The following is a 17,935-nucleotide window of genomic DNA, read 5'->3' on the forward strand; positions in this document are numbered from 1 at the left end:
TAAATGATTTGCATTTATATTATTAATCTTTTAATAAACACAATTTAAATTTTCTATTTCTTTTTTTATTTCTTCATCTGTTAAAACTTCATTATCGAGGTCGATAATTTTTATTTCTGTTTTCTCATTGGAAGAGTATATTTTTTGTACATTTCCACCTCTAATAATGCAAACAATTTTATTCATTTTTCATCCCTCCTATTTTATGATTAATTTAATATTTTTATATAATTTCCCAATTTGCATAACTCCAAACATCATCAATACATTCTTGTATTATAGTCCCATCCATTTTGATTATTTCCAAATATGCATTTAACATTTGATCCTTTTCCTTGTCAAAAAGTCTGCTTTCTAATAAGTAAATTCTTTTAGAATTGTCTACATGTAGTGCATTTTCAAATACTAGTGTATCTTCGCCCCTATTAATTTCTATAGATATTGAATTTTCTTTCTTGTCTTCTATTGTTTTTTCAATAGCTAATTCTAATTCGGTTTTATTAACAAATAAGTTTGTCAATAAATTTTCTTTTATATCCTCTCTTAATAAAACTTGTTTTAAACTTAAAGTATTCTTCATTTTTTATTCCTCCTATTTTTAAAATTATTTAATATTTCTCTTAATTGATGGAAAATCTTTTTTTGTTGAGCTATATAATTATTCATAAAAGTTTTTTCTTCTGTACTCCATTGAAATTCGTCTAACCATATTTTAAAAAGATGTTTTATATCTCCTATTTCATCTTTGTAATTAATTGTATTCTGATTAACTAATAAATTACTATAGTAATCAGAACCCCCATTGCTCACTATGAATTTAATAGCTTCTAAAGTATTTATAGCTTTCATTTCTAATACCTCCACTTTTATAGTTTAATAATTCTTCTCTTTCATCGTCTGTTATTAGCTCATCATTCTGTAACACATACTTAATGCCACCACTATTTAAATTATAAATGTATTCTGTCTCTGTATCTTCTCCTATGTCTAATTTAACTAATCTTTTTAATGTGGCTCTTTTGCCTTTTATTATCCAATACTTAATTTTTCTCACTCCATTATTAATTATTCGCTAGGCTCTTACATCCTATTATTTTTCCTTCTTCATCCCTAACAACCTCGTTAGGAACTAACAAGTCCTTTCTTTGTGGTAAAGCTTGAAGAATAAGCCTACTTACTATGTAGTAAATTCCTTCCTGCTCTTGTGGTAGTCCTTCCACTTCTCCAAACTTTGTAGAAGTTATAGGAATATTGTTTATTTCTCCTACTTGAACTGTAGTTTGAATACACCTAGCATTGCCTACTGAAAGGAAATTGTAAATCTCTCCTGATTCTGAAATAATAATGTTTACCGTATGTGGTGTGTAGTTTAATATTTTCATAATTAGTTCCTCTTTTCTTTATTTAATATTTTTATTTATTACTAATTGATAGAATATCTTTTTTATTCTATATTTGAAATGTCTTTACATGCTTTATTTAATCCATGTATTAAGTCTTTATTACTGTTAACATCTTCTATAGTTAAACCTAAACAATCTAAGGTATCGCCAATTTCGCCTGTATAACTGTATTCGTGATTATTTAATTCATACTTAAACATATCATATATGAAGCCTTCGCCAGTTGTATCAGTTTTAATTTTACTTTCCATTTCCTTTTCATGTCTTTCAAACATTTCATGTAATGCTTCTGCATCAGACTTTTTATAAAAACCTCCACCACCTAAACTATAGATTTTATCTGTATCACTAGCTTCTAAACCTATTTTTTTCATTCCTTCGTCAAATTGGTTTTGGCTAAAAGCAAAGAACATAGGAAAATTATTTACCTCTTCTTGATGTTTTTGTTTTAACTCTTTATAAAGATTTTCTTTCATGTTTAAATACCTCCTATTTAAATTAATTGTATTTACTATAATATCTTTTAAGCTCAGTTCTTTTTTCTTTGAATGTTGTAAGGCATACTTCACATTTATATGTGGTATGCTCCATTCTGAAATTCTCATAGTAAATCATTTTGTCGTTTTTTATTATGTAATCTACTATACCGTATTTTTCCGCATACAATAAAGCTTGTTGGTCGTAGTCTAAATTTAACATTTTTTCATTTCTCCTAAGATATTAATTTATTTTAATAAACAAATCCTTCATTTGGAATGTCAATATTTTCTTTTATAACCATATGTCCTATTCTATTGATTCTACGCAAGCCTTGTACTATTAAATATTTACCATTCTCATGTATTATAGTAAATATCGTGTATGCTATCCCCTTTTCTTGTAATGTCTTAACTTCTTTATTTAAAAAATTATAGTCATCAATTGTTATATTTCCATTTTGATTCAAACCTTTTTCTTCAGCTATTTTCATAAAATCATTTAAGTTTGCTATTTTCATTTTCAAACCCTCCATTAATTCCATTGTTCCTCTATATAATTTGGTGCAAAATCTGTATATAACACAACGTCGAATCCATCTGTATCAATACATATATCTGCAATTTCTTCTCTTTCAAAAGATGCATCCATTATTTTATTATTAATATATTCTTCAATTTCTTTTCCGAATTTTTCTTGTATGTCAGCATTACTTATAATATACTGAAATCCTGACATTGAACCGTCACTTTCTTCTTGTACTGTTTTTACAAGATATTTTGCTATTTCTTCAAACAAATTTTTATTCATTTTTTCATACCCTCCTGTTAATATAAAATCTAAGCTCTATTAAATTTCTTGTTGCATTAAAGCAATCGTTATACTATCATATCCACTTTCAATTCTCCATTGATTACTGTTAATGGTAATTTCTCCGTCTTCTCCAAATGTTTGTTTTACCTCATTAATCATTTTTTCTTTACACTCTTGGGCTTTTTCCAATTGTCTAAATACCTCTACACTAAAATTTATTTCATGATTGTTCTCCATGTAAATTGTTTCCTCAGTAACTATATATACTTCCATTTATTAAACCTCCTCAAATTCTTTTGAATTATAATTTGGTGCGTAGCTAGTAAATAGCACCACATCATAACCGCTAATGTCTTCCTGTACGTCTGCTATTTCTTCCCTATCTTCAAGAGCAGTTAATATTTTGTTATTTATATTTTTATCTATTTTAACATTGAATTTTTTCTCTATTTCTGAATAGTAAGTTATATATTGAAATCCACTTTCTACGCTATTTTGTTGTGTGTTCTTTACTATGTAATCGGCTATTTGTTCAAATATATTACTCATTTTTTATTACACTTCCTTTTTTATTTTTATTATTCTACTTTAGTCCAACACCAAACACAAGAACCAATTCCATAAACATGTAATGTTTTGTTGTTATATACTATGTCATGCCCTTTGTAGGCTTCTAATACGTCAGATGTTTCGATATAATAAGTATCTCTACTTATATCGAAATAGGCTTTTATTTCGTTTTCTACACAGTAGCTAATTATTTTGTCAGCTTCTTGCTTTGTGAAATATGGACATTCCCAACCATTCCATGTTTCTCCATTTGTGTATCCTAAGTATGGTTTTTCGTTATCTATGTTGAAGTATGATTTTTTCATCTTTAAACCTCCTACTATATGTTAAATTCTCTTTTTAAGATATTTAGTATGTTTACTTTTACCATGTTGTCACTTTTAAAACTTTCTAAGTGTTTGTAGTCATTGCTTATTCTATTACCTTCTAAATTGTTTATAAGGTCGCAACTTGTATTGTCTTTTGTTGCTCCTAGAGCTTTATAATTTTGAGTGTTAGTGTTTTTGTATAACTCTATAGCTTGATGTAATGTTAAATTGCTTGTTGTTTTTCTATTTGTAAATACATAAAATGTATAGTTTATCATATTAATTACCACCTTTTAATTTAATATTTTTATTGCTTGATTGGCTTGCCATCATCAGTTAACAAGTTGCCATCTTGTTAAAACTAGAGTTATTAGACTCTAGTTTCGACTTCTATTCTCTTACCATGGTATATCTAAATCCTTTTCTCTTGGGTCAGGCTCAAGCCAATGTTTAACCCCTTTAATTTCTAATGCTTCAAGAACTGCCTCTCTTTTTAAAAACTCTTTGTCAGTGAACTCTCTTTGAAATTGAACTCCCTCAACTTCAATAATTACTGTAGTTATAAAGCTTTTCAAATCTTCTAATTTCATCTTTATGCCTCCTTAATTTAATATTTTAAATTTGGTATTTTAAATATATTTGTATGTATGTATTAACCCCTTCTTGGTTAACATTATTCCCTCAAAAATCTTCTTTGTAACGGTTTCTGAGTAACCGCCTTTATATTGTATTAAAACCATTGTTATGACCTCCTAAATATATATTCATTTTTAAATACTGTATTGCATAAATTTAAATCTAATTTTACATAGCTTTTCAAGTTGCAATTTAACAAACTTTATATTAGATATAAAAGAATGTTTGCAATCTGTCTATTGTGCTATGTCAATAACAGTATTTAAAATCAATATACATATTATTAATTCTATTCTATTTATTTACAATCTACTCATTTCAATATCCCTAGGATTTTAAGGTCGCCACAATACTTATGTTATGTTCATGTTGTCAATTCTCTACAATACATACCCTTTATACCTCCACTTTTAATTGTACCCACATTAGTCGGTTTTAGCTAATTTTGCACCCTCTTCAATGCCTACGTTACAAGCATAGTTGCCATTGCTTTACAAGGATGTAAAAACGGTTTTTATCAAACCTCTATATTTAGTTATCAAAGAGCATTTAAGTGTATGTTGCTTGTATCCTCCTATTACAAACCACTATACGGAATTTGTTTCCAATACATTCTAGTCATTAAATTGTAAGTTATTGTATAAAATCTAATATTTTAGATTTAAAGTTACGAAATAATAATTTAATATTTTTAATATATTGAGCTATTGATGTGTTTAGCCCTTATCTTTAGTTTACAAATAAAATATTGAAGAAAGTATATCCTATTTGCGTTAAGTAGATGTTGTTAAGGTTTTGTTGTTTCCCTTAACCTGTTAATACTAGTATAACCCATATGAATACAAATTACAAGTATTAATTTAATATTTTTAATATCTTTTCTATTCGTCTTTTAAATAGATAGTATTAGATTCATTAATAGCAGTAATACATATTATAGTAGTATATGTAAAAAATGAAGACCAGTGAGTATTTGATCCACTGGTCTTATATATTAAGTTTATGACGTCTATTTGCCCTTTGTTGTATGTTTAGCCTTGTCTTTTGTTAGTAAGAATACTATTAGTAGTATAAGTGTTGTAATACTCTTTAAGATAATATTAGACGTAAATAGTAGTATAAAAGTATTACATAAGGTTAATAAATAAATTAAGTTACGTTTAGATGTTTTCATATGCATTAAAAGATGTTAGAATGTATTTAAGGTGGTGTAGGAAGGAAGGGTATTAAATACCCTAACCTCTACTATTTACTTGTTCTCTTCATCTTTATTACCGCTAATAATAAAGTTGTATATTGCTATTATAATGGTAATTATAATTAGTAATATTTCGAGAAGAGTTTTAAGTATTAGGAGTGTTTCATATTCTAACATCTTCCTATCACCTCCATTTATAATTATACACTATTTGACAAATGTTTTATATGGTTTTGGAGAAATAAAATTAAAAATATTAAATCAATTACTATTGACTTTTATTGTGAGTTGTGAATTTTTTTAGTGAAATTTGTGGATGGGTTATAAACGTTATAATAAGCGTTTTGAAGCGTTGTATTTAATTGATATAGAAAAGTGTTGTTGTAGTTGTGTTGAGCGTGTTAGGGTGCTTTTAAATAGGTGTGGTTTTGTAGAGTGGAAATTTTGGAGTCTATGGAAGTGTATATTAAAAAAAAGAATGTCTATAATGTTATAAGAGAGTGTAAAAAGAGTTGAATTATGTTTTAAAGGTAAAGGTATGACTTGTACCCAAAACTTTAAAAGTAATAGTTTATCCCAATCATAACTTTTTTTATGCTCTTTTTTTGTCGTTGTATTTTTTTATTGACTTGGTGAGTGAATGAGCATAAGAAGATGTAAAAATAAAAATGCGAATGTTGGGTTGTGTTTTGGTTTGAATGTTTGTGTTTTATATTGTTATGGAGTTGGAATGGTATGGAATTTTTTGGTGGTTGGAAGGTAGATATTTTTCAGTGGTGTAAAATATTTGTATGGAATTTTGTGAATGTTAGTGTTGATATTTGAAATAATATTCGTATTTAATTATGAAAGTGTTTGTTCAAAATCCTGCACTTTTTTCCGAAAATATACTTGCAAGTCACATTGCTAAAACTTGCATAAATTATATATAGTAACAAACACCCTTTAGTGTGGTATATCATTCAATTATACCTATAGTCAGTTATTCCATAAAATGTAATTATTAGGTGTGTATAACTATATAATTATATCCACCTAACTTGTTTTATTTTGTCGGAATATGGGGGGTGTATTTACATTTCTTATTGATAATGATAGTCAATTAACACCCTCAACACTTCATCTCACATGACAAACCTACCCCACAACGACTGCATTTCCCCACTCGTAAACCGTTTCGTAAATTCCCTTACTACCCCTACCAAAACTCACCCTCAAATCAACCCAATTTTACCCCTATTCACCCACTTATAACTCCTTACCTATTACAGCTCCTACATTAACACGATACAAGCTCTCAACACCTTATCCGACCAATTACTCTCCCCTATCTCAAAACTCATTTTACAATAGGACTAGCCTATCTAAAACCACTCCAAAAATACTCTCTACTCACCCCCTATCGAAACACCTCACTCGTACCTATGATAGCTTGTCTAAATTTAAGCATGTCCAATTATATGAAAAAAGATAGGCAGAGACTTATAATTAACTTAATCATAATCTCTACCCATAATCTCAACTAATAAAAACTTCATTGATTTACTATCATTTCTTTTATATTTAACTTTGTCTTAATATTGCTAATTAATTTTTTTCTATTTCTCATCAAATACTTTACGCTCTTATTTACTATTCCAATTACTATAATCTCAGCTACAATGGTTTCAGATATTATATTACCTGCTATCATTGCACTTAATCCACCATATAACACTATGTTTGTAACATCTCTAACATTATTACTTAACTTTTCTAATTCAGCCCTTCTAATAATCATATCGCCCATATATTCCAAAGTATAATACACTTCCTTATATATTTCTAAATTAACTAAAGAAATCTAATATTGCACCAATCCCCTCTCCCATTTTTGCAATTAATTTAAATAGCAATGGAGGATTTTGTTCTAAGTATTTTATATAAGCTACCACATCAACAGTAACTGCACTTACGCCTGTGAATTTAATTAAACGTGAATAGTCTTTTTGGTCTAATGCCTGCATTGCTATATCACCTAGTAAAGTCACTGCTCCTGTTCTTATTATATTGCCACATAATATTGCCAATGTCATATACTCACCCTCTCTCTATAATTCATTGAGAGTTTTGAAAAATGTAACTACAGATGCTACAATTGTACTTCCTGCTATTGCAAATCCACCTATTCTAACAAACTGAGCATAATCGGGCTTATTAACCTTTTCACATATTCCTTCTGCAAATGCACTTACAACACCAGCACTAGCTAAAGTTATGATTGTTCCAGTTAGATTCATATATATCCCTCCGACTCATAATTCTTTGGAATACCTTATACACTTTTTAAAGCCAACCTTCCTATTTTCTCTGAGATTAGCTTTAAGAGGTGTATAAGATATTCTCCTATACACGTAAACTTATTTATGCCATTTATACCTAAGTTGTTTAGCAGTATCTAAATCTATAATATTTCCTTCATTCACCACTCTTTCAGAATTTTCATTGTCTATTGATTCTTGGTTTTTAATTTTTTCATATAAACTTTCAATCGTGTTTTGAATTACGTTTTTAATTGATTTCGCACACTTATGTGTTTTGCTTATTCCCCATTTCCATAAGCTTATTCTTCTTTGTAAATAACTTACTCCTGTTCTTTTGCAAATAAATAATATCTTTCCTATAAAAGTGCGTCGTAGCACTAAATGCAGCATAAAGCTACAAACTTCTATTAATACTAGAAGACAAATTAGTTCTTTAAATAAATTAATCAAATAGTTCATACTCAATCTCCTTTAGTTATCCAATATTTTATAAATCTCTATTTACTGCTATATAATCTATATTTCTATTTAAATCTTTAAACTACTTAATATAAATCTTATGTTTAGAGTTTACTAGCAGCTTTAACTAAACTAACTACTATTTATACCTCAACATAACACAAGTAGATTATACGAGAACTACCTCTTGAACCTTACTGTCTTACATTAAATAATAAACAATAATCAATTTAGCTAAGGTGTTAGTAGCTCTAACATAAGTCTATATTAAATATTTAAAGTTTAAATAAAAACAAATTATATACAATATCAAGCAATAAAATATTTTACAAAAGTAATTGTAAAAAGCTTTTGTTAATATTTAAAACTTTTGTCATTGTATCTATCTTTTGTAGAATACTATACTGTATACTATTCACTTTACTGTATTTTTGTTACATGTTTTATATTTTTTGTAATTAGGTTTTTGTTAGAAATGGACATGCAATGTGTGTCACCTGCCAGCAGCACCAAGGGCGTGACTGTCCTCTCGATTGTACATATACATTCCCAATCTTATTGCAAGTTGGAAATGGCTTAACCTCAACGTTAAAAGCTATCAATTCAAGTAGTCAACAGGATTAACTTATGCTATTACTTGTACATAGAATTACACTATCACTTATACCTGATGTTATACCTCATCATCAATTGCTAAAAAGAGAGATATTATAAAAATATCTCTCCAAAATTATTAAGTTTGTAATCTAATCTAATAACAGTAAACATATCTGTATCATAAGATTTATGCTTTCTATCATCTAGCAGAATTATATTCGGTAACTTACCACCACAACATTCCATTATTTCTTCTGCAGCATTTTCAAATCTATTTAGATCTAGTCTATTATTACTTTTGTTTACTTCTATTAGGCTTCTGAATCTATAGTCTCCATATCTATAAATACAAAGAGCATCTGATCTATACTTCCCATTAAGCCATTCTTTTTCTGGCTTAAAATATTCTATGGTTACATTATTTTTAATTAACTCACAATAAAAGTCCATCAAATAAATTCGATGTTCAGAAATGGAAGATTTATTACTATCATTCGGAATAAACAATTTAAGTTTTAAAGCAGAATTAGTAATTATTTTTAATCTCTTTTCTTTAACTAATCTTTGCAATCTAGTCCTCGCATACTCATATCCATTAACCATATGGGAGTATACTAAATAATAACATTGTTTTATAGTTATGAAACCAAACTCATCAACATATCTTAATACTTTTCTATCTTTATCTGTAATCACTTTTTATATCTTCTCCTTCCCTGTTTTAACTGGCTTACAGGTTTCTTTTGGGTTATATTTTGTCTTATCTATTACAGTAACATTCGAATTCAATGGCATATAAGGTACAAAATTAGGTATGTTTTCAATATTTTTTTTATTTATTTCATGTATTTTTGGGTCAACTTGGCTAAATTTATCATTAATTGGTTGCTCTTTTTTAATTTTTAACTCTTGCTGCTTTTGTAGTTCATCTTGTTGTTTCTGTAAGGTCAAAGCCTTTTTAAGCAACTTTTCTTCATACAACTTTAACTCTTCTTCTCTTTTCTTTAAATCTATTTCTATCGCTATGTTTTCTTTCCCTAAATTTTCTGTTGATTCTTTTAAGTTATTATTATCTTGTTTATTAGATTTTGATTTCTTCCTATCTTCTTTCTTTCCCATCATGTCTTTGACTTCCTTAAGTCTTTGTTCTCCCCATTTAGTTTCAAAAATAGTAGAATGATTTGGCATCAACATCTTTTTTATATATTTCATAATCAATGGATCATCAACCCAAGGAGTTTGTAAAAAATCATATGACAATAATTTGTACACTGCGACTCTCTTTTCTAAACCTAAAGCAATATTTGCATCGTCAGTTGCAACCTCTGAAGATTTACTATTGCTTTGACGAAATGATATATTTAAATTGCACATTGATTTTATAAAGCTATTTAACAAATTCGCTGTAGGTCTTTGAATACAATTTATTGAAAACACATTGCTACTTCTTCCATGTTGTGCAATAGCTGCTAACATATCATCTATTGCTTTTTTCTTATATTTTACTTCATCGGAATCTGAAGGTTTCTCACGTATACTAGCCATTTCATCTAGCACCACCCAAACTGTCGGTTGGGCATTCATTGGATTGAGTCTATTGTAATCTGTTATATTACTCCCAAGCCCTTTTTTCTTAACACTTCTCACTAATTCATTGCGTTTATCTAAGGTAGTCATTAAATACTCGCAAACAACTATTGCTTTATCTAAATTATCAGCGAATCCCTTGCATATTCTAGCATCTTCATATAAAGCTAAATCACATTTATCAAGCTGAATCAGGAATAACTGCAGATCTTCTGGTAGGTGATTGTATACCTGAGTAGCTAAAGCACAATCTAAAAGCTTAGACTTCCCACTACCTGTTGTGCCTGATAGTAATACCTGACACCAATCGTTCAAGTTAACAATTATAGGTGTCCCATCAAATTGATTGCCTATATAAATTTCATAAGGTTTTGTTTGAGAAGGTTTAAACTTAATATCCTTTGAAATATTTTTTACGATTTTTACTTCCATACACTCGTCGAACCTATTTTTATTATAAATAAATATACAATGTAAATTATCTTCTATCACATCTTGTATCTTTTCTAAAGATTTAAATGTTAGTCCTTTAGGACAGTATAAACTAGCACGAAATCCATACACTTCTTTTTTAATATCATCAAAAGTGAATGTTTCGTAATAATCATTAAAGGTCTTGGTCTGAAACATTACTTCTCGCCAATCTTCAATCAACTTTCTTATTTGTTTGTTTTCTTGCTTTAAAATGTTTTTATCTATATCTTTTTTTCGTTTATTATTACCCGTCTTTTTATTTAAAGAAAGTATCACCTTTTTTACCACCTACACTTTCATTGACAATGTGATTTAGTTTTTTAACTCTTTTAACTTTGTCTGTTACTTTATAATAAACAATTTTCTTTTTCTTGCTATTATTTTTTATTCTATGTATTTTAAAATATGCATACACAGAATATCCCGTTAAGAAAACGCCTACTCCAATTACTTCTAATGGCACACATAGCACCTCCATAACATTTAATATTAGTTATACTATACTTTATGCTTTCACCTTAAAATCTGTTACAAGGCGATATGTATAGTTTTTCTGAATTAAAGAATACTAACTAATAATTAAAGTAAAATGGAATATAGTGTAGATAACTAAATAGTTTAGTGGTCTAACACACGAGATATTGACAGGAGTGATAAAATGGGTAGAAGAAAAAGCTATCTTTTTACAAGAACACAGGAAAAATTGATTGCTAAATCAATTAGATTTATATTTAAATTAGCAGGTAAATCATTATATATGTTGTTTCTCATAGCTATGACCATACTCCGAGCTGCTGCTGAAGGCACATATTATATTTTTAGATATGTAAAAAACTATAGAAAGGCTAAAAAATGTGGATATAGCTATAATGAGCTAGAAAAAATTATAAGAGAAATGCAACCTAGGCAGTTTGAAATATTTTGTGCTGAATTATTTAAAGCTTTAGGCTATTTTGTAGAGCTTACCCCAGCTGGAGGCGATTATGGAAGAGATCTAGTCCTAAATTCTGAAATATTTGTTGAATGTAAGCACTATGCTGAAAATAATTATATAGGACGGGTTGAAGTTCAAAAACTGCTAGGTTCTTGCAGGCAATTTGGAGTGGAAAAAGCCATATTCATAAACACAGGCTCTTATCATCAAAATGCATACGAAGTGGAAAGAATGGTTGACAGTCTTGAATTGTGGGATATGAGTGATATACTAAAAAAACTTTTAGCTATAAGTCCAGAGAGAATTCCACACATAATAATTAGAAGCACCAATATATTCAATAATAGAGAGCTGAATCCTTGCAATTAACATAAATCACTTTAGGTCAACTTTTAATACAAGCAAAGTTGACCTAAAGTGATTTTTTATCTAAATCTACGTTCCGAAATATACTATAACAAGAAAGTAACAAGAGATTGCAAAGAGTTAGCAAGAAAATGACAAGAAATTAATAAAACTATACAAATAAATAACAATAAAATAATAATAAATTAGCAATATATTGCTAAGTAATACCAAGTATTTAATAAAACTATAAGAAATAGTAACAAAATATTGTAAAAAGCATAACAATATACTATAATGAAATTACAAAGTTTTAGTAAAAGTAGGTGATTTAAACTAATTATGGAACTAAATAGAAGTGATTATGAAATATTAGACATACTTAGAAAGAACCGCTGTTATAGTAAGTTAAAAGCTCTAACAATGAACGATCTTATAACTGAAAGTAAACTAAGTTACTCTAAAATAAGAAAAACAACTAAAGAATTGCTGAAACTCAAATATATTGAAAAAGGTGCTAAAAATGGATGTGCTGAAACTTTTTATATGACAGAGTTAGGTAAACTAGAGTTAATTAATGCAAGTGGTGTTAAAATCATAAAGGAATCAAATGGAGGTAATTTATAAAATGAAAAAAAATGAAATTTTGTTTATAGGACATGGACAAGCTGGTAATAATATAGCTGACTGCGTGGTAACTAAATCTAAAAGAAGATTTTTAAGTTACTATATAAACTCATCTTTAAAAGATATTATGGCATTAAAAAATGATAAGAATAAAAATATAGCAGACAATTACTTTGTTATTCCTAATGCAGATGGCTGTGGAAGAGATCAAAAACTATCTAAAGAATACATGTCTCTTCATGGTGCAAATATAATAGACGACATTTTAAAAGGATATCAAAGACAGAGAGCTATATATGTAGCTCACTCAACAGATGGAGGGACTGGAGGTGGATCAGCTATACCACTTATGAAAGGACTAAGAAGAACAATACAAGCTGCTAAATTAGATAAAAAAGTAATTGGTATTTCTGTTTTACCGTCTTGGGAGCTAAAAAGCAAAATAGGTAAAGAAAATGCATTAGCCTATTGGAATGAAATGATAAGCAATTCTGATGCATATGATTTTATGTATGTAATCAACAACTACTCTAGAAAAGCTACTGATGATTACTCAAAAATCAACAATGAGTTTGCTGAGTTGATAAACTTAAGTTATGATATTTGTGTTGGAGATGAAAACGGTACTATAGATACTAAGGATAGAGAAAAAATGTATACCGTAAAAGGCTCAAAAGATGATAAAGAAAATTTATCTAAAATTGCAGTTATGTACAAGTTGCCAGATAATATATCAGACGCAAGAATTGCACTAGAAGCTGCTAAATCTTCTAGCATATTTGCTAAAATTAGTAATATGTCTTGTAAAAATTTGCTTATTTCATTAAAAAACGATACAGATTTAGACTCTCAAGACATAATAAATGAATTTAACTATGAAAATGAAGTTATTGAGGGAGTAAATCCTTACTGTAACTTTGTTATGGCTACAGGTATACCTATTGATTCCATTTTAGAGGATATACAAATGATTCAAGAAAGCTTGGAAGATGATAAAAAATCTAGAGAGAATAAACCTGCTAAATCTCAAAGAGCTGTAGACTTGAAAATTGAAATTGAAAGTGAGATAGCTGCACAGTCAATCTCATCTAAAAATACAAAAGAGGTTGCTCCAGATATAGATGACATTTTAGAAGATGATGATTTCTTTAGTGATATATTCGGTTAACAAGCTTATATCAAAAGTATAGCAAGAGTATACTACGAAAATGATAAGAAGTTACAACCTTATATAAAGTCTTTAACAATAAAATAGCAAAAGTGTAACAAGAGTATGCTAAGTATTTAATAACACTATAGTAAGAAAAATTGAGAGTATGAGCTATAATAGAAATAGTTCATACTTTTTTTTATTTTAAAATAACATTTTCACACATAAGAAAATGCAAAAATTACCTGTTTGCTTTGAATCAACTTTTATTACAACCAAAGTTAAATTTGTATTGTAAATCAAGGCTTTTAATGTATCCAAAGTAGACCTAAAGTAAATAATTTGTTAATATTACTTATAATGTGATTGGATTTAAAGTTATATGTTATAATAATCAAAGTGAGGTGAATGTTAATGAAAAGTGACGATACTTTTATAGATGTTTTGTATTGTAATGATGAAGATGAATTTGAGCCACAATTTACTATGTCTCAAGTTACTCAAGAGCTTGATGCAAGAAGTTCAAAAATAACATATTGGTGTAAGAGATATAAATTAGATGCTCTAGTTGAAAGAATCAACAACAAAAAAGACAGATGTTTTAGCATTTACGAGATTAAAATACTTAGAAAAATAAAAAGCTTAAAAGATAAAGATTTAAATAGCAAAAAAATTGAAGAGTTAATAGCAGATGATTTGGAAATTTTAAAAGAACGTAAGATAAAAATGGCAGAAGAAACCCAAAAAGCCGAAGAAATGATACAATATAATCAAAATGAACAAATTGTTGAAATGTTAGCTAGTAAATTAGCTGAACAGTTTTCTAATGAAATGATGAACATGAAAAATTCCATTGTTGATGAACTATCAGTAACAATTACAAATAATATACAAGAACAGCTATCGGAGTCATTTAAAACAAGTTCAGAAGCCACTAAAGAGCAATTAAATGTCTTAGAGATAAATTTATCGTCTAAAATTGACAATGCCTTAGAAGGTCAATTAGATGACTTAAAACATACTATGGACGAGCAAGAGAAAAAATTTATAGAAAAAGACCTTGATAGAATAGAACTTTTTAAAAATAGTATGGATGAACATAAAAAGGTGCAAGAAGATCTTCAAAAAGAACTTGAAAAAGAGAAAAATAAAGGATTCTTTAAGAAACTATTTAATCGTAAAAATGAAAAACTATCTTAACTGTAATTTTCTTACAATTAAAACTTTTCTGATTTGATTTATATGTACTTTAATACCGACATTTTCTTATAATAGATATATACTATTACTCTATATAGTAATAAACTAACTATAGTATATATAGTAGACATGCCCAAACCTTATTAATTCCAATGGGTGCGTGACTTTAAATATAAGAAAATGTCGGTTTGCTATAAGATAATGTCGGCTATTGTAAGAAAAAGTCGGTAAGAAAATGTCGGTCTATCTACCGACAATCGCTTATAATTAAGACCGACATTTTCTTATATGTTGATAAAATGTGAATAACTATCAAATCATCAAAAGATATATAGTTAAGACCGACAATTACTTATAGTTTGNNCAAACTATAAGTAATTGTCGGTTGAAAACAAAGTTGACTAATATTAATATATGATTATATTGATTGAAAGGATGTTAGCTATGGCAGGTAAAAATGATGTCAAGAGAAATATAGCAGTTCGCTCAGACAGCATTATAGAGGCAAGATTTTCTTTAACAACTAAACAAAATGACATACTGGATATGCTCTTTACTGAGATACAAAATGACGAAGCATATCAATATGAAATATCAGTTGATAAATATAAACATCTTTACAAAGTTGATACATCTAATTTATATAGAGATTTGAAAAAAGCAGCCAAAAGCTTTGAAGGAAAGGGATTTTATATAGTTGACAAGGAAAAAGATGAAGAAATTTATTACGTATGGTTTAGTAAAATTCATTATATTCCAAAAGAAGGTAAAATCAAAGTTAACATAGATCCTGATTTAAAAAAATTGCTATATGAAGTTAAGAAAAAGATTTACTATGATATAGAATACACCCTCAATTTTGGCTCTAGTTATAGTCAAAGAATGTATTATTATCTCAAAAGCTTTGAAGATACTGGTTGGAGAAAAGATGCCATAGAAAACTTGCAACGCAAGCTAGATTGCCCTAAAACCTATCAAAATTTCGCCAACTTTAAAAAATACGTGTTGGAAGTATGTAAATCTGAAATAAACTCAAGCAGTGATATTATGTTTGATTATAACGTTGAAAAGACTGGTAGAAAAGTTACACATATATATTTCACTATAAACAAAAAGACTGATTTGATCAATCCACAAAAAAATGAATTGGCTTTAGATCTAGATAGCAATGAAATAGATGAAATATTTATAAAGAATACAATAAAAGAAAAAATCAATAATGAGGATATTGAGAAAGTTATAAAGGCGTGCAGAGCAGGGTTTAAAGCACAAGATGAAATTCTGGATATTAGAGAATATTTAATTTTAAACTATTCATGTGCTAAAGACTATTATTATAAAACATTAGGAGAAGAAGGGGTTTTTATAGCAATACTATTATCTGCAGTTAAAAGTAACTGGCATAAGAATAAAAAAGTTAACTATAAGAAAAAGTCGGTTAAGTCAAATAAACAAAGTAATAAATATAAACAAATGACTTTTAATGATTATTCTCAGAGGAGCTACGATTGGGACAAATTAGAAAATCAATTGTTAGGTTGGGAAGAATGGGATAATGAATAAAAATAAAAGAGAAGTAGAAATTCGCATTTAGTTACAATAGTATATTTCATATTGCAACTAAATGCGAATTTTTTTTAATTATAAATAAGTATGCTGTATTTAAAAAACAAAAGATAAACCAAATTATATGTTAAATATTAAATTAATTATTGATAAAAATAGTAAAATATGATATAGTTGTATTAATTTCAAGGAGGGATTACGATGGAAAATAAGAATTTTGTTAAAGTACCAAATAAATTTATTAAAGGTAAAAATCAGTTAAGTGATGAGGAGCTGCTAATCTATACTTTTATTAAGAGAAATTACTTGGTAGAAGATTGTTACGTATTCAATATAATTGAACTTACAAGACTATTAAATCATTTAGACAAACCTAAGTACCACATAAAAAAAATTAAGCAAGCTTTAAAGAGCTTAGAAGAAAAAAAGATATTTACATACTATAGCAACAAGCAATTAAAAAATCTTATACATACTAACGAAATTGATAATAATTATTTAGTCTATGCCCAAGAGGAATATGAAGTAGATGAAGATTTCACTATGGTATATGATGATGACATAGATAAGATTATAGTTAACAATAAGAAATTAAGTACATATAGCTGCTGCAAATTTTTCATGTATATAGCAAGTTTTTTATATACCAGTGAAACAAATGCTAAATTTTGCTACACTACTCAGAAAAAGGTTCTAAGCGACATAAAAATAAATAAAGAATCTAAGATGCAATATCAAAAATTCTTAGAAGAAATCAAATTATTAAAAAGTGTTGTTATAGGTATGGACAAAAGTAATAAGACATGTAGAATGCATAACACATATCACTGTAAGTATGAAGCAGACAGTATAAAACAATTAAGACAAGAAGTAGAAAGATTGATAAGTGAAGACAAGTTAATTTTATTAGACAGAGATAAAAGAACCCTAATGAACAAGAAAAGAAGTATCACGCAAAAGATAAATCATTTGAAAAAGAAAGAAACAAGAACAAAAGAAGAAAATATTGAATTATCGGAGTTATTAAAAATGAAAGAAGAAATAAACAAATAGAAAAGAAAGAGTAACGAAAGAAAAAACTCGGAGCTAAAAGCATAAGGAACGAAGTGGATTAGCGTTAGCGAAGAGATGTAGCATATTCTTGTATGTAGTATATTCTTTAGTAGTATATTATTTCTATCTGGTCTGTTCCCTTTTTGGAGTACATAACAACTATCCCATTTCCCATTTAGGGAACATAATCACTCTGGTTGAGAGATTTCCTTACCCAAAAGGGGAAATGGTAGCA

The 17,935-nt window shown here is 28.0% G+C and carries 27 protein-coding genes; 6 read left to right on the top strand and 21 right to left on the bottom strand.

Going from position 1 to position 17,935, the window contains the following annotated elements; genetic code table 11:
* Positions 1–30: 30 nt before the first annotated feature.
* The 21 genes from B3603_RS16405 to B3603_RS16505 form a co-directional block, all read right to left on the bottom strand.
* Positions 31–186 carry a hypothetical protein gene (locus B3603_RS16405; protein WP_291566894.1) on the bottom strand — a complete coding sequence of 52 codons (156 nt, stop codon included), beginning with the start codon at positions 184–186 and terminating at the stop codon, positions 31–33.
* Between the two features lie 37 nt (positions 187–223).
* Entirely contained in the window at positions 224–580 is a 357-nt protein-coding gene (locus B3603_RS16410) for a hypothetical protein (RefSeq protein WP_291566896.1), read from the bottom strand.
* A complete protein-coding gene (locus B3603_RS16415; protein WP_291566897.1) occupies positions 577–849 on the bottom strand; it encodes a hypothetical protein in 273 nt (90 codons plus the stop codon). Before B3603_RS16415 ends, B3603_RS16410 begins: the two co-directional genes overlap by 4 nt.
* Positions 818–1,054: a hypothetical protein gene (locus tag B3603_RS16420; RefSeq protein WP_291566898.1), complete on the bottom strand. Its 237-nt coding sequence runs from the start codon at positions 1,052–1,054 to the stop codon at positions 818–820. The genes B3603_RS16415 and B3603_RS16420 overlap by 32 nt, the downstream gene beginning before the upstream one ends.
* 7 nt (positions 1,055–1,061) lie before the next feature.
* Entirely contained in the window at positions 1,062–1,382 is a 321-nt protein-coding gene (locus B3603_RS16425) for a hypothetical protein (RefSeq protein WP_291566899.1), read from the bottom strand.
* 62 nt (positions 1,383–1,444) lie between these two features.
* Positions 1,445–1,879: a DUF7659 family protein gene (locus tag B3603_RS16430; RefSeq protein WP_291566900.1), complete on the bottom strand. Its 435-nt coding sequence runs from the start codon at positions 1,877–1,879 to the stop codon at positions 1,445–1,447.
* A 22-nt stretch (positions 1,880–1,901) separates the two neighbouring features.
* The gene (locus B3603_RS16435; RefSeq protein ID WP_291566901.1) at positions 1,902–2,102 is read right to left on the bottom strand and encodes a hypothetical protein; all 201 of its coding nucleotides are present in this window, start codon (positions 2,100–2,102) and stop codon (positions 1,902–1,904) included.
* A gap of 31 nt (positions 2,103–2,133) precedes the next feature.
* Positions 2,134–2,400: a hypothetical protein gene (locus B3603_RS16440; RefSeq protein WP_291566902.1), complete on the bottom strand. Its 267-nt coding sequence runs from the start codon at positions 2,398–2,400 to the stop codon at positions 2,134–2,136.
* 14 nt (positions 2,401–2,414) lie between these two features.
* Positions 2,415–2,690: a hypothetical protein gene (locus B3603_RS16445; protein ID WP_291566903.1), complete on the bottom strand. Its 276-nt coding sequence runs from the start codon at positions 2,688–2,690 to the stop codon at positions 2,415–2,417.
* A 39-nt stretch (positions 2,691–2,729) separates the two neighbouring features.
* On the bottom strand, positions 2,730–2,966 hold the full coding sequence (locus tag B3603_RS16450) for a hypothetical protein (RefSeq protein ID WP_291566904.1): 237 nt from the start codon (positions 2,964–2,966) through the stop codon (positions 2,730–2,732).
* Between the two features lie 3 nt (positions 2,967–2,969).
* Positions 2,970–3,242, bottom strand: coding sequence for a hypothetical protein (locus B3603_RS16455; RefSeq protein ID WP_291566905.1), 273 nt, complete (start codon positions 3,240–3,242; stop codon positions 2,970–2,972).
* A 29-nt stretch (positions 3,243–3,271) separates the two neighbouring features.
* Entirely contained in the window at positions 3,272–3,568 is a 297-nt protein-coding gene (locus B3603_RS16460) for a hypothetical protein (protein WP_291566906.1), read from the bottom strand.
* A 14-nt stretch (positions 3,569–3,582) separates the two neighbouring features.
* Positions 3,583–3,849, bottom strand: a complete 267-nt coding sequence (locus B3603_RS16465) for a hypothetical protein (protein WP_291566907.1) — start codon at positions 3,847–3,849, stop codon at positions 3,583–3,585.
* A gap of 120 nt (positions 3,850–3,969) precedes the next feature.
* Positions 3,970–4,161 carry a hypothetical protein gene (locus B3603_RS16470; protein ID WP_291566908.1) on the bottom strand — a complete coding sequence of 64 codons (192 nt, stop codon included), beginning with the start codon at positions 4,159–4,161 and terminating at the stop codon, positions 3,970–3,972.
* A 2,778-nt stretch (positions 4,162–6,939) separates the two neighbouring features.
* Positions 6,940–7,194 carry a hypothetical protein gene (locus tag B3603_RS16475; RefSeq protein WP_291566909.1) on the bottom strand — a complete coding sequence of 85 codons (255 nt, stop codon included), beginning with the start codon at positions 7,192–7,194 and terminating at the stop codon, positions 6,940–6,942.
* 40 nt (positions 7,195–7,234) lie between these two features.
* The gene (locus B3603_RS16480; RefSeq protein ID WP_291566910.1) at positions 7,235–7,480 is read right to left on the bottom strand and encodes a hypothetical protein; all 246 of its coding nucleotides are present in this window, start codon (positions 7,478–7,480) and stop codon (positions 7,235–7,237) included.
* Positions 7,481–7,495: 15 nt separating this feature from the next.
* Positions 7,496–7,684: a SpoIIIAC/SpoIIIAD family protein gene (locus B3603_RS16485; protein WP_291566912.1), complete on the bottom strand. Its 189-nt coding sequence runs from the start codon at positions 7,682–7,684 to the stop codon at positions 7,496–7,498.
* Positions 7,685–7,804: 120 nt separating this feature from the next.
* Positions 7,805–8,167 (bottom strand): hypothetical protein, encoded by a 363-nt coding sequence (locus tag B3603_RS16490; RefSeq protein ID WP_291566913.1) that lies wholly within the window; start codon positions 8,165–8,167, stop codon positions 7,805–7,807.
* A gap of 708 nt (positions 8,168–8,875) precedes the next feature.
* Entirely contained in the window at positions 8,876–9,460 is a 585-nt protein-coding gene (locus B3603_RS16495) for a hypothetical protein (RefSeq protein WP_291566916.1), read from the bottom strand.
* A 3-nt stretch (positions 9,461–9,463) separates the two neighbouring features.
* The gene (locus B3603_RS16500) at positions 9,464–11,113 is read right to left on the bottom strand and encodes an FtsK/SpoIIIE domain-containing protein (protein WP_291566918.1); all 1,650 of its coding nucleotides are present in this window, start codon (positions 11,111–11,113) and stop codon (positions 9,464–9,466) included.
* The gene (locus B3603_RS16505; RefSeq protein WP_291566920.1) at positions 11,082–11,288 is read right to left on the bottom strand and encodes a hypothetical protein; all 207 of its coding nucleotides are present in this window, start codon (positions 11,286–11,288) and stop codon (positions 11,082–11,084) included. The genes B3603_RS16500 and B3603_RS16505 overlap by 32 nt, the downstream gene beginning before the upstream one ends.
* Before the next feature lie 195 nt (positions 11,289–11,483).
* Here B3603_RS16505 and B3603_RS16510 point away from each other — a divergent pair, with 195 nt between their 5' ends.
* From B3603_RS16510 to B3603_RS16535, 6 genes are all read left to right on the top strand, one after another.
* Complete coding sequence (locus B3603_RS16510; RefSeq protein WP_291566921.1) at positions 11,484–12,128, top strand: restriction endonuclease; 645 nt, start codon at positions 11,484–11,486, stop codon at positions 12,126–12,128.
* A gap of 318 nt (positions 12,129–12,446) precedes the next feature.
* Positions 12,447–12,731, top strand: a complete 285-nt coding sequence (locus B3603_RS16515) for a hypothetical protein (protein WP_291566923.1) — start codon at positions 12,447–12,449, stop codon at positions 12,729–12,731.
* A 1-nt stretch (position 12,732) separates the two neighbouring features.
* Positions 12,733–13,899 (top strand): hypothetical protein, encoded by a 1,167-nt coding sequence (locus tag B3603_RS16520; RefSeq protein ID WP_291566925.1) that lies wholly within the window; start codon positions 12,733–12,735, stop codon positions 13,897–13,899.
* Between the two features lie 396 nt (positions 13,900–14,295).
* The gene (locus B3603_RS16525) at positions 14,296–15,081 is read left to right on the top strand and encodes a MerR family transcriptional regulator (protein ID WP_291566927.1); all 786 of its coding nucleotides are present in this window, start codon (positions 14,296–14,298) and stop codon (positions 15,079–15,081) included.
* Between the two features lie 444 nt (positions 15,082–15,525).
* A complete protein-coding gene (locus B3603_RS16530) occupies positions 15,526–16,644 on the top strand; it encodes a replication initiation protein (RefSeq protein ID WP_291566930.1) in 1,119 nt (372 codons plus the stop codon).
* Between the two features lie 204 nt (positions 16,645–16,848).
* Positions 16,849–17,700: a hypothetical protein gene (locus B3603_RS16535; RefSeq protein WP_291566932.1), complete on the top strand. Its 852-nt coding sequence runs from the start codon at positions 16,849–16,851 to the stop codon at positions 17,698–17,700.
* The last annotated feature ends 235 nt before the right edge of the window (positions 17,701–17,935 follow it).

The sequence above is a fragment of the Clostridium sp. UBA2485 genome, from assembly GCF_002341865.1.
Lineage (GTDB): Bacteria > Bacillota > Clostridia > Clostridiales > Clostridiaceae > Clostridium_J.

What these genes read in the sequence shown, in the direction of transcription:
- B3603_RS16405 (WP_291566894.1), bottom strand. Translation starts at nt 186, where the DNA reads ATGAATAAAATTGTTTGCATTATTAGAGGTGGAAATGTACAAAAAATA.
- B3603_RS16410 (WP_291566896.1), bottom strand. Translation starts at nt 580, where the DNA reads ATGAAGAATACTTTAAGTTTAAAACAAGTTTTATTAAGAGAGGATATA.
- B3603_RS16415 (WP_291566897.1), bottom strand. Translation starts at nt 849, where the DNA reads ATGAAAGCTATAAATACTTTAGAAGCTATTAAATTCATAGTGAGCAAT.
- B3603_RS16425 (WP_291566899.1), bottom strand. Translation starts at nt 1,382, where the DNA reads ATGAAAATATTAAACTACACACCACATACGGTAAACATTATTATTTCA.
- B3603_RS16430 (WP_291566900.1), bottom strand. Translation starts at nt 1,879, where the DNA reads ATGAAAGAAAATCTTTATAAAGAGTTAAAACAAAAACATCAAGAAGAG.
- B3603_RS16435 (WP_291566901.1), bottom strand. Translation starts at nt 2,102, where the DNA reads ATGTTAAATTTAGACTACGACCAACAAGCTTTATTGTATGCGGAAAAA.
- B3603_RS16440 (WP_291566902.1), bottom strand. Translation starts at nt 2,400, where the DNA reads ATGAAAATAGCAAACTTAAATGATTTTATGAAAATAGCTGAAGAAAAA.
- B3603_RS16445 (WP_291566903.1), bottom strand. Translation starts at nt 2,690, where the DNA reads ATGAATAAAAATTTGTTTGAAGAAATAGCAAAATATCTTGTAAAAACA.
- B3603_RS16450 (WP_291566904.1), bottom strand. Translation starts at nt 2,966, where the DNA reads ATGGAAGTATATATAGTTACTGAGGAAACAATTTACATGGAGAACAAT.
- B3603_RS16455 (WP_291566905.1), bottom strand. Translation starts at nt 3,242, where the DNA reads ATGAGTAATATATTTGAACAAATAGCCGATTACATAGTAAAGAACACA.
- B3603_RS16460 (WP_291566906.1), bottom strand. Translation starts at nt 3,568, where the DNA reads ATGAAAAAATCATACTTCAACATAGATAACGAAAAACCATACTTAGGA.
- B3603_RS16465 (WP_291566907.1), bottom strand. Translation starts at nt 3,849, where the DNA reads ATGATAAACTATACATTTTATGTATTTACAAATAGAAAAACAACAAGC.
- B3603_RS16470 (WP_291566908.1), bottom strand. Translation starts at nt 4,161, where the DNA reads ATGAAATTAGAAGATTTGAAAAGCTTTATAACTACAGTAATTATTGAA.
- B3603_RS16475 (WP_291566909.1), bottom strand. Translation starts at nt 7,194, where the DNA reads ATGGGCGATATGATTATTAGAAGGGCTGAATTAGAAAAGTTAAGTAAT.
- B3603_RS16480 (WP_291566910.1), bottom strand. Translation starts at nt 7,480, where the DNA reads ATGACATTGGCAATATTATGTGGCAATATAATAAGAACAGGAGCAGTG.
- B3603_RS16485 (WP_291566912.1), bottom strand. Translation starts at nt 7,684, where the DNA reads ATGAATCTAACTGGAACAATCATAACTTTAGCTAGTGCTGGTGTTGTA.
- B3603_RS16490 (WP_291566913.1), bottom strand. Translation starts at nt 8,167, where the DNA reads ATGAACTATTTGATTAATTTATTTAAAGAACTAATTTGTCTTCTAGTA.
- B3603_RS16510 (WP_291566921.1), top strand. Translation starts at nt 11,484, where the DNA reads ATGGGTAGAAGAAAAAGCTATCTTTTTACAAGAACACAGGAAAAATTG.
- B3603_RS16515 (WP_291566923.1), top strand. Translation starts at nt 12,447, where the DNA reads ATGGAACTAAATAGAAGTGATTATGAAATATTAGACATACTTAGAAAG.
- B3603_RS16520 (WP_291566925.1), top strand. Translation starts at nt 12,733, where the DNA reads ATGAAAAAAAATGAAATTTTGTTTATAGGACATGGACAAGCTGGTAAT.
- B3603_RS16525 (WP_291566927.1), top strand. Translation starts at nt 14,296, where the DNA reads ATGAAAAGTGACGATACTTTTATAGATGTTTTGTATTGTAATGATGAA.
- B3603_RS16530 (WP_291566930.1), top strand. Translation starts at nt 15,526, where the DNA reads ATGGCAGGTAAAAATGATGTCAAGAGAAATATAGCAGTTCGCTCAGAC.
- B3603_RS16535 (WP_291566932.1), top strand. Translation starts at nt 16,849, where the DNA reads ATGGAAAATAAGAATTTTGTTAAAGTACCAAATAAATTTATTAAAGGT.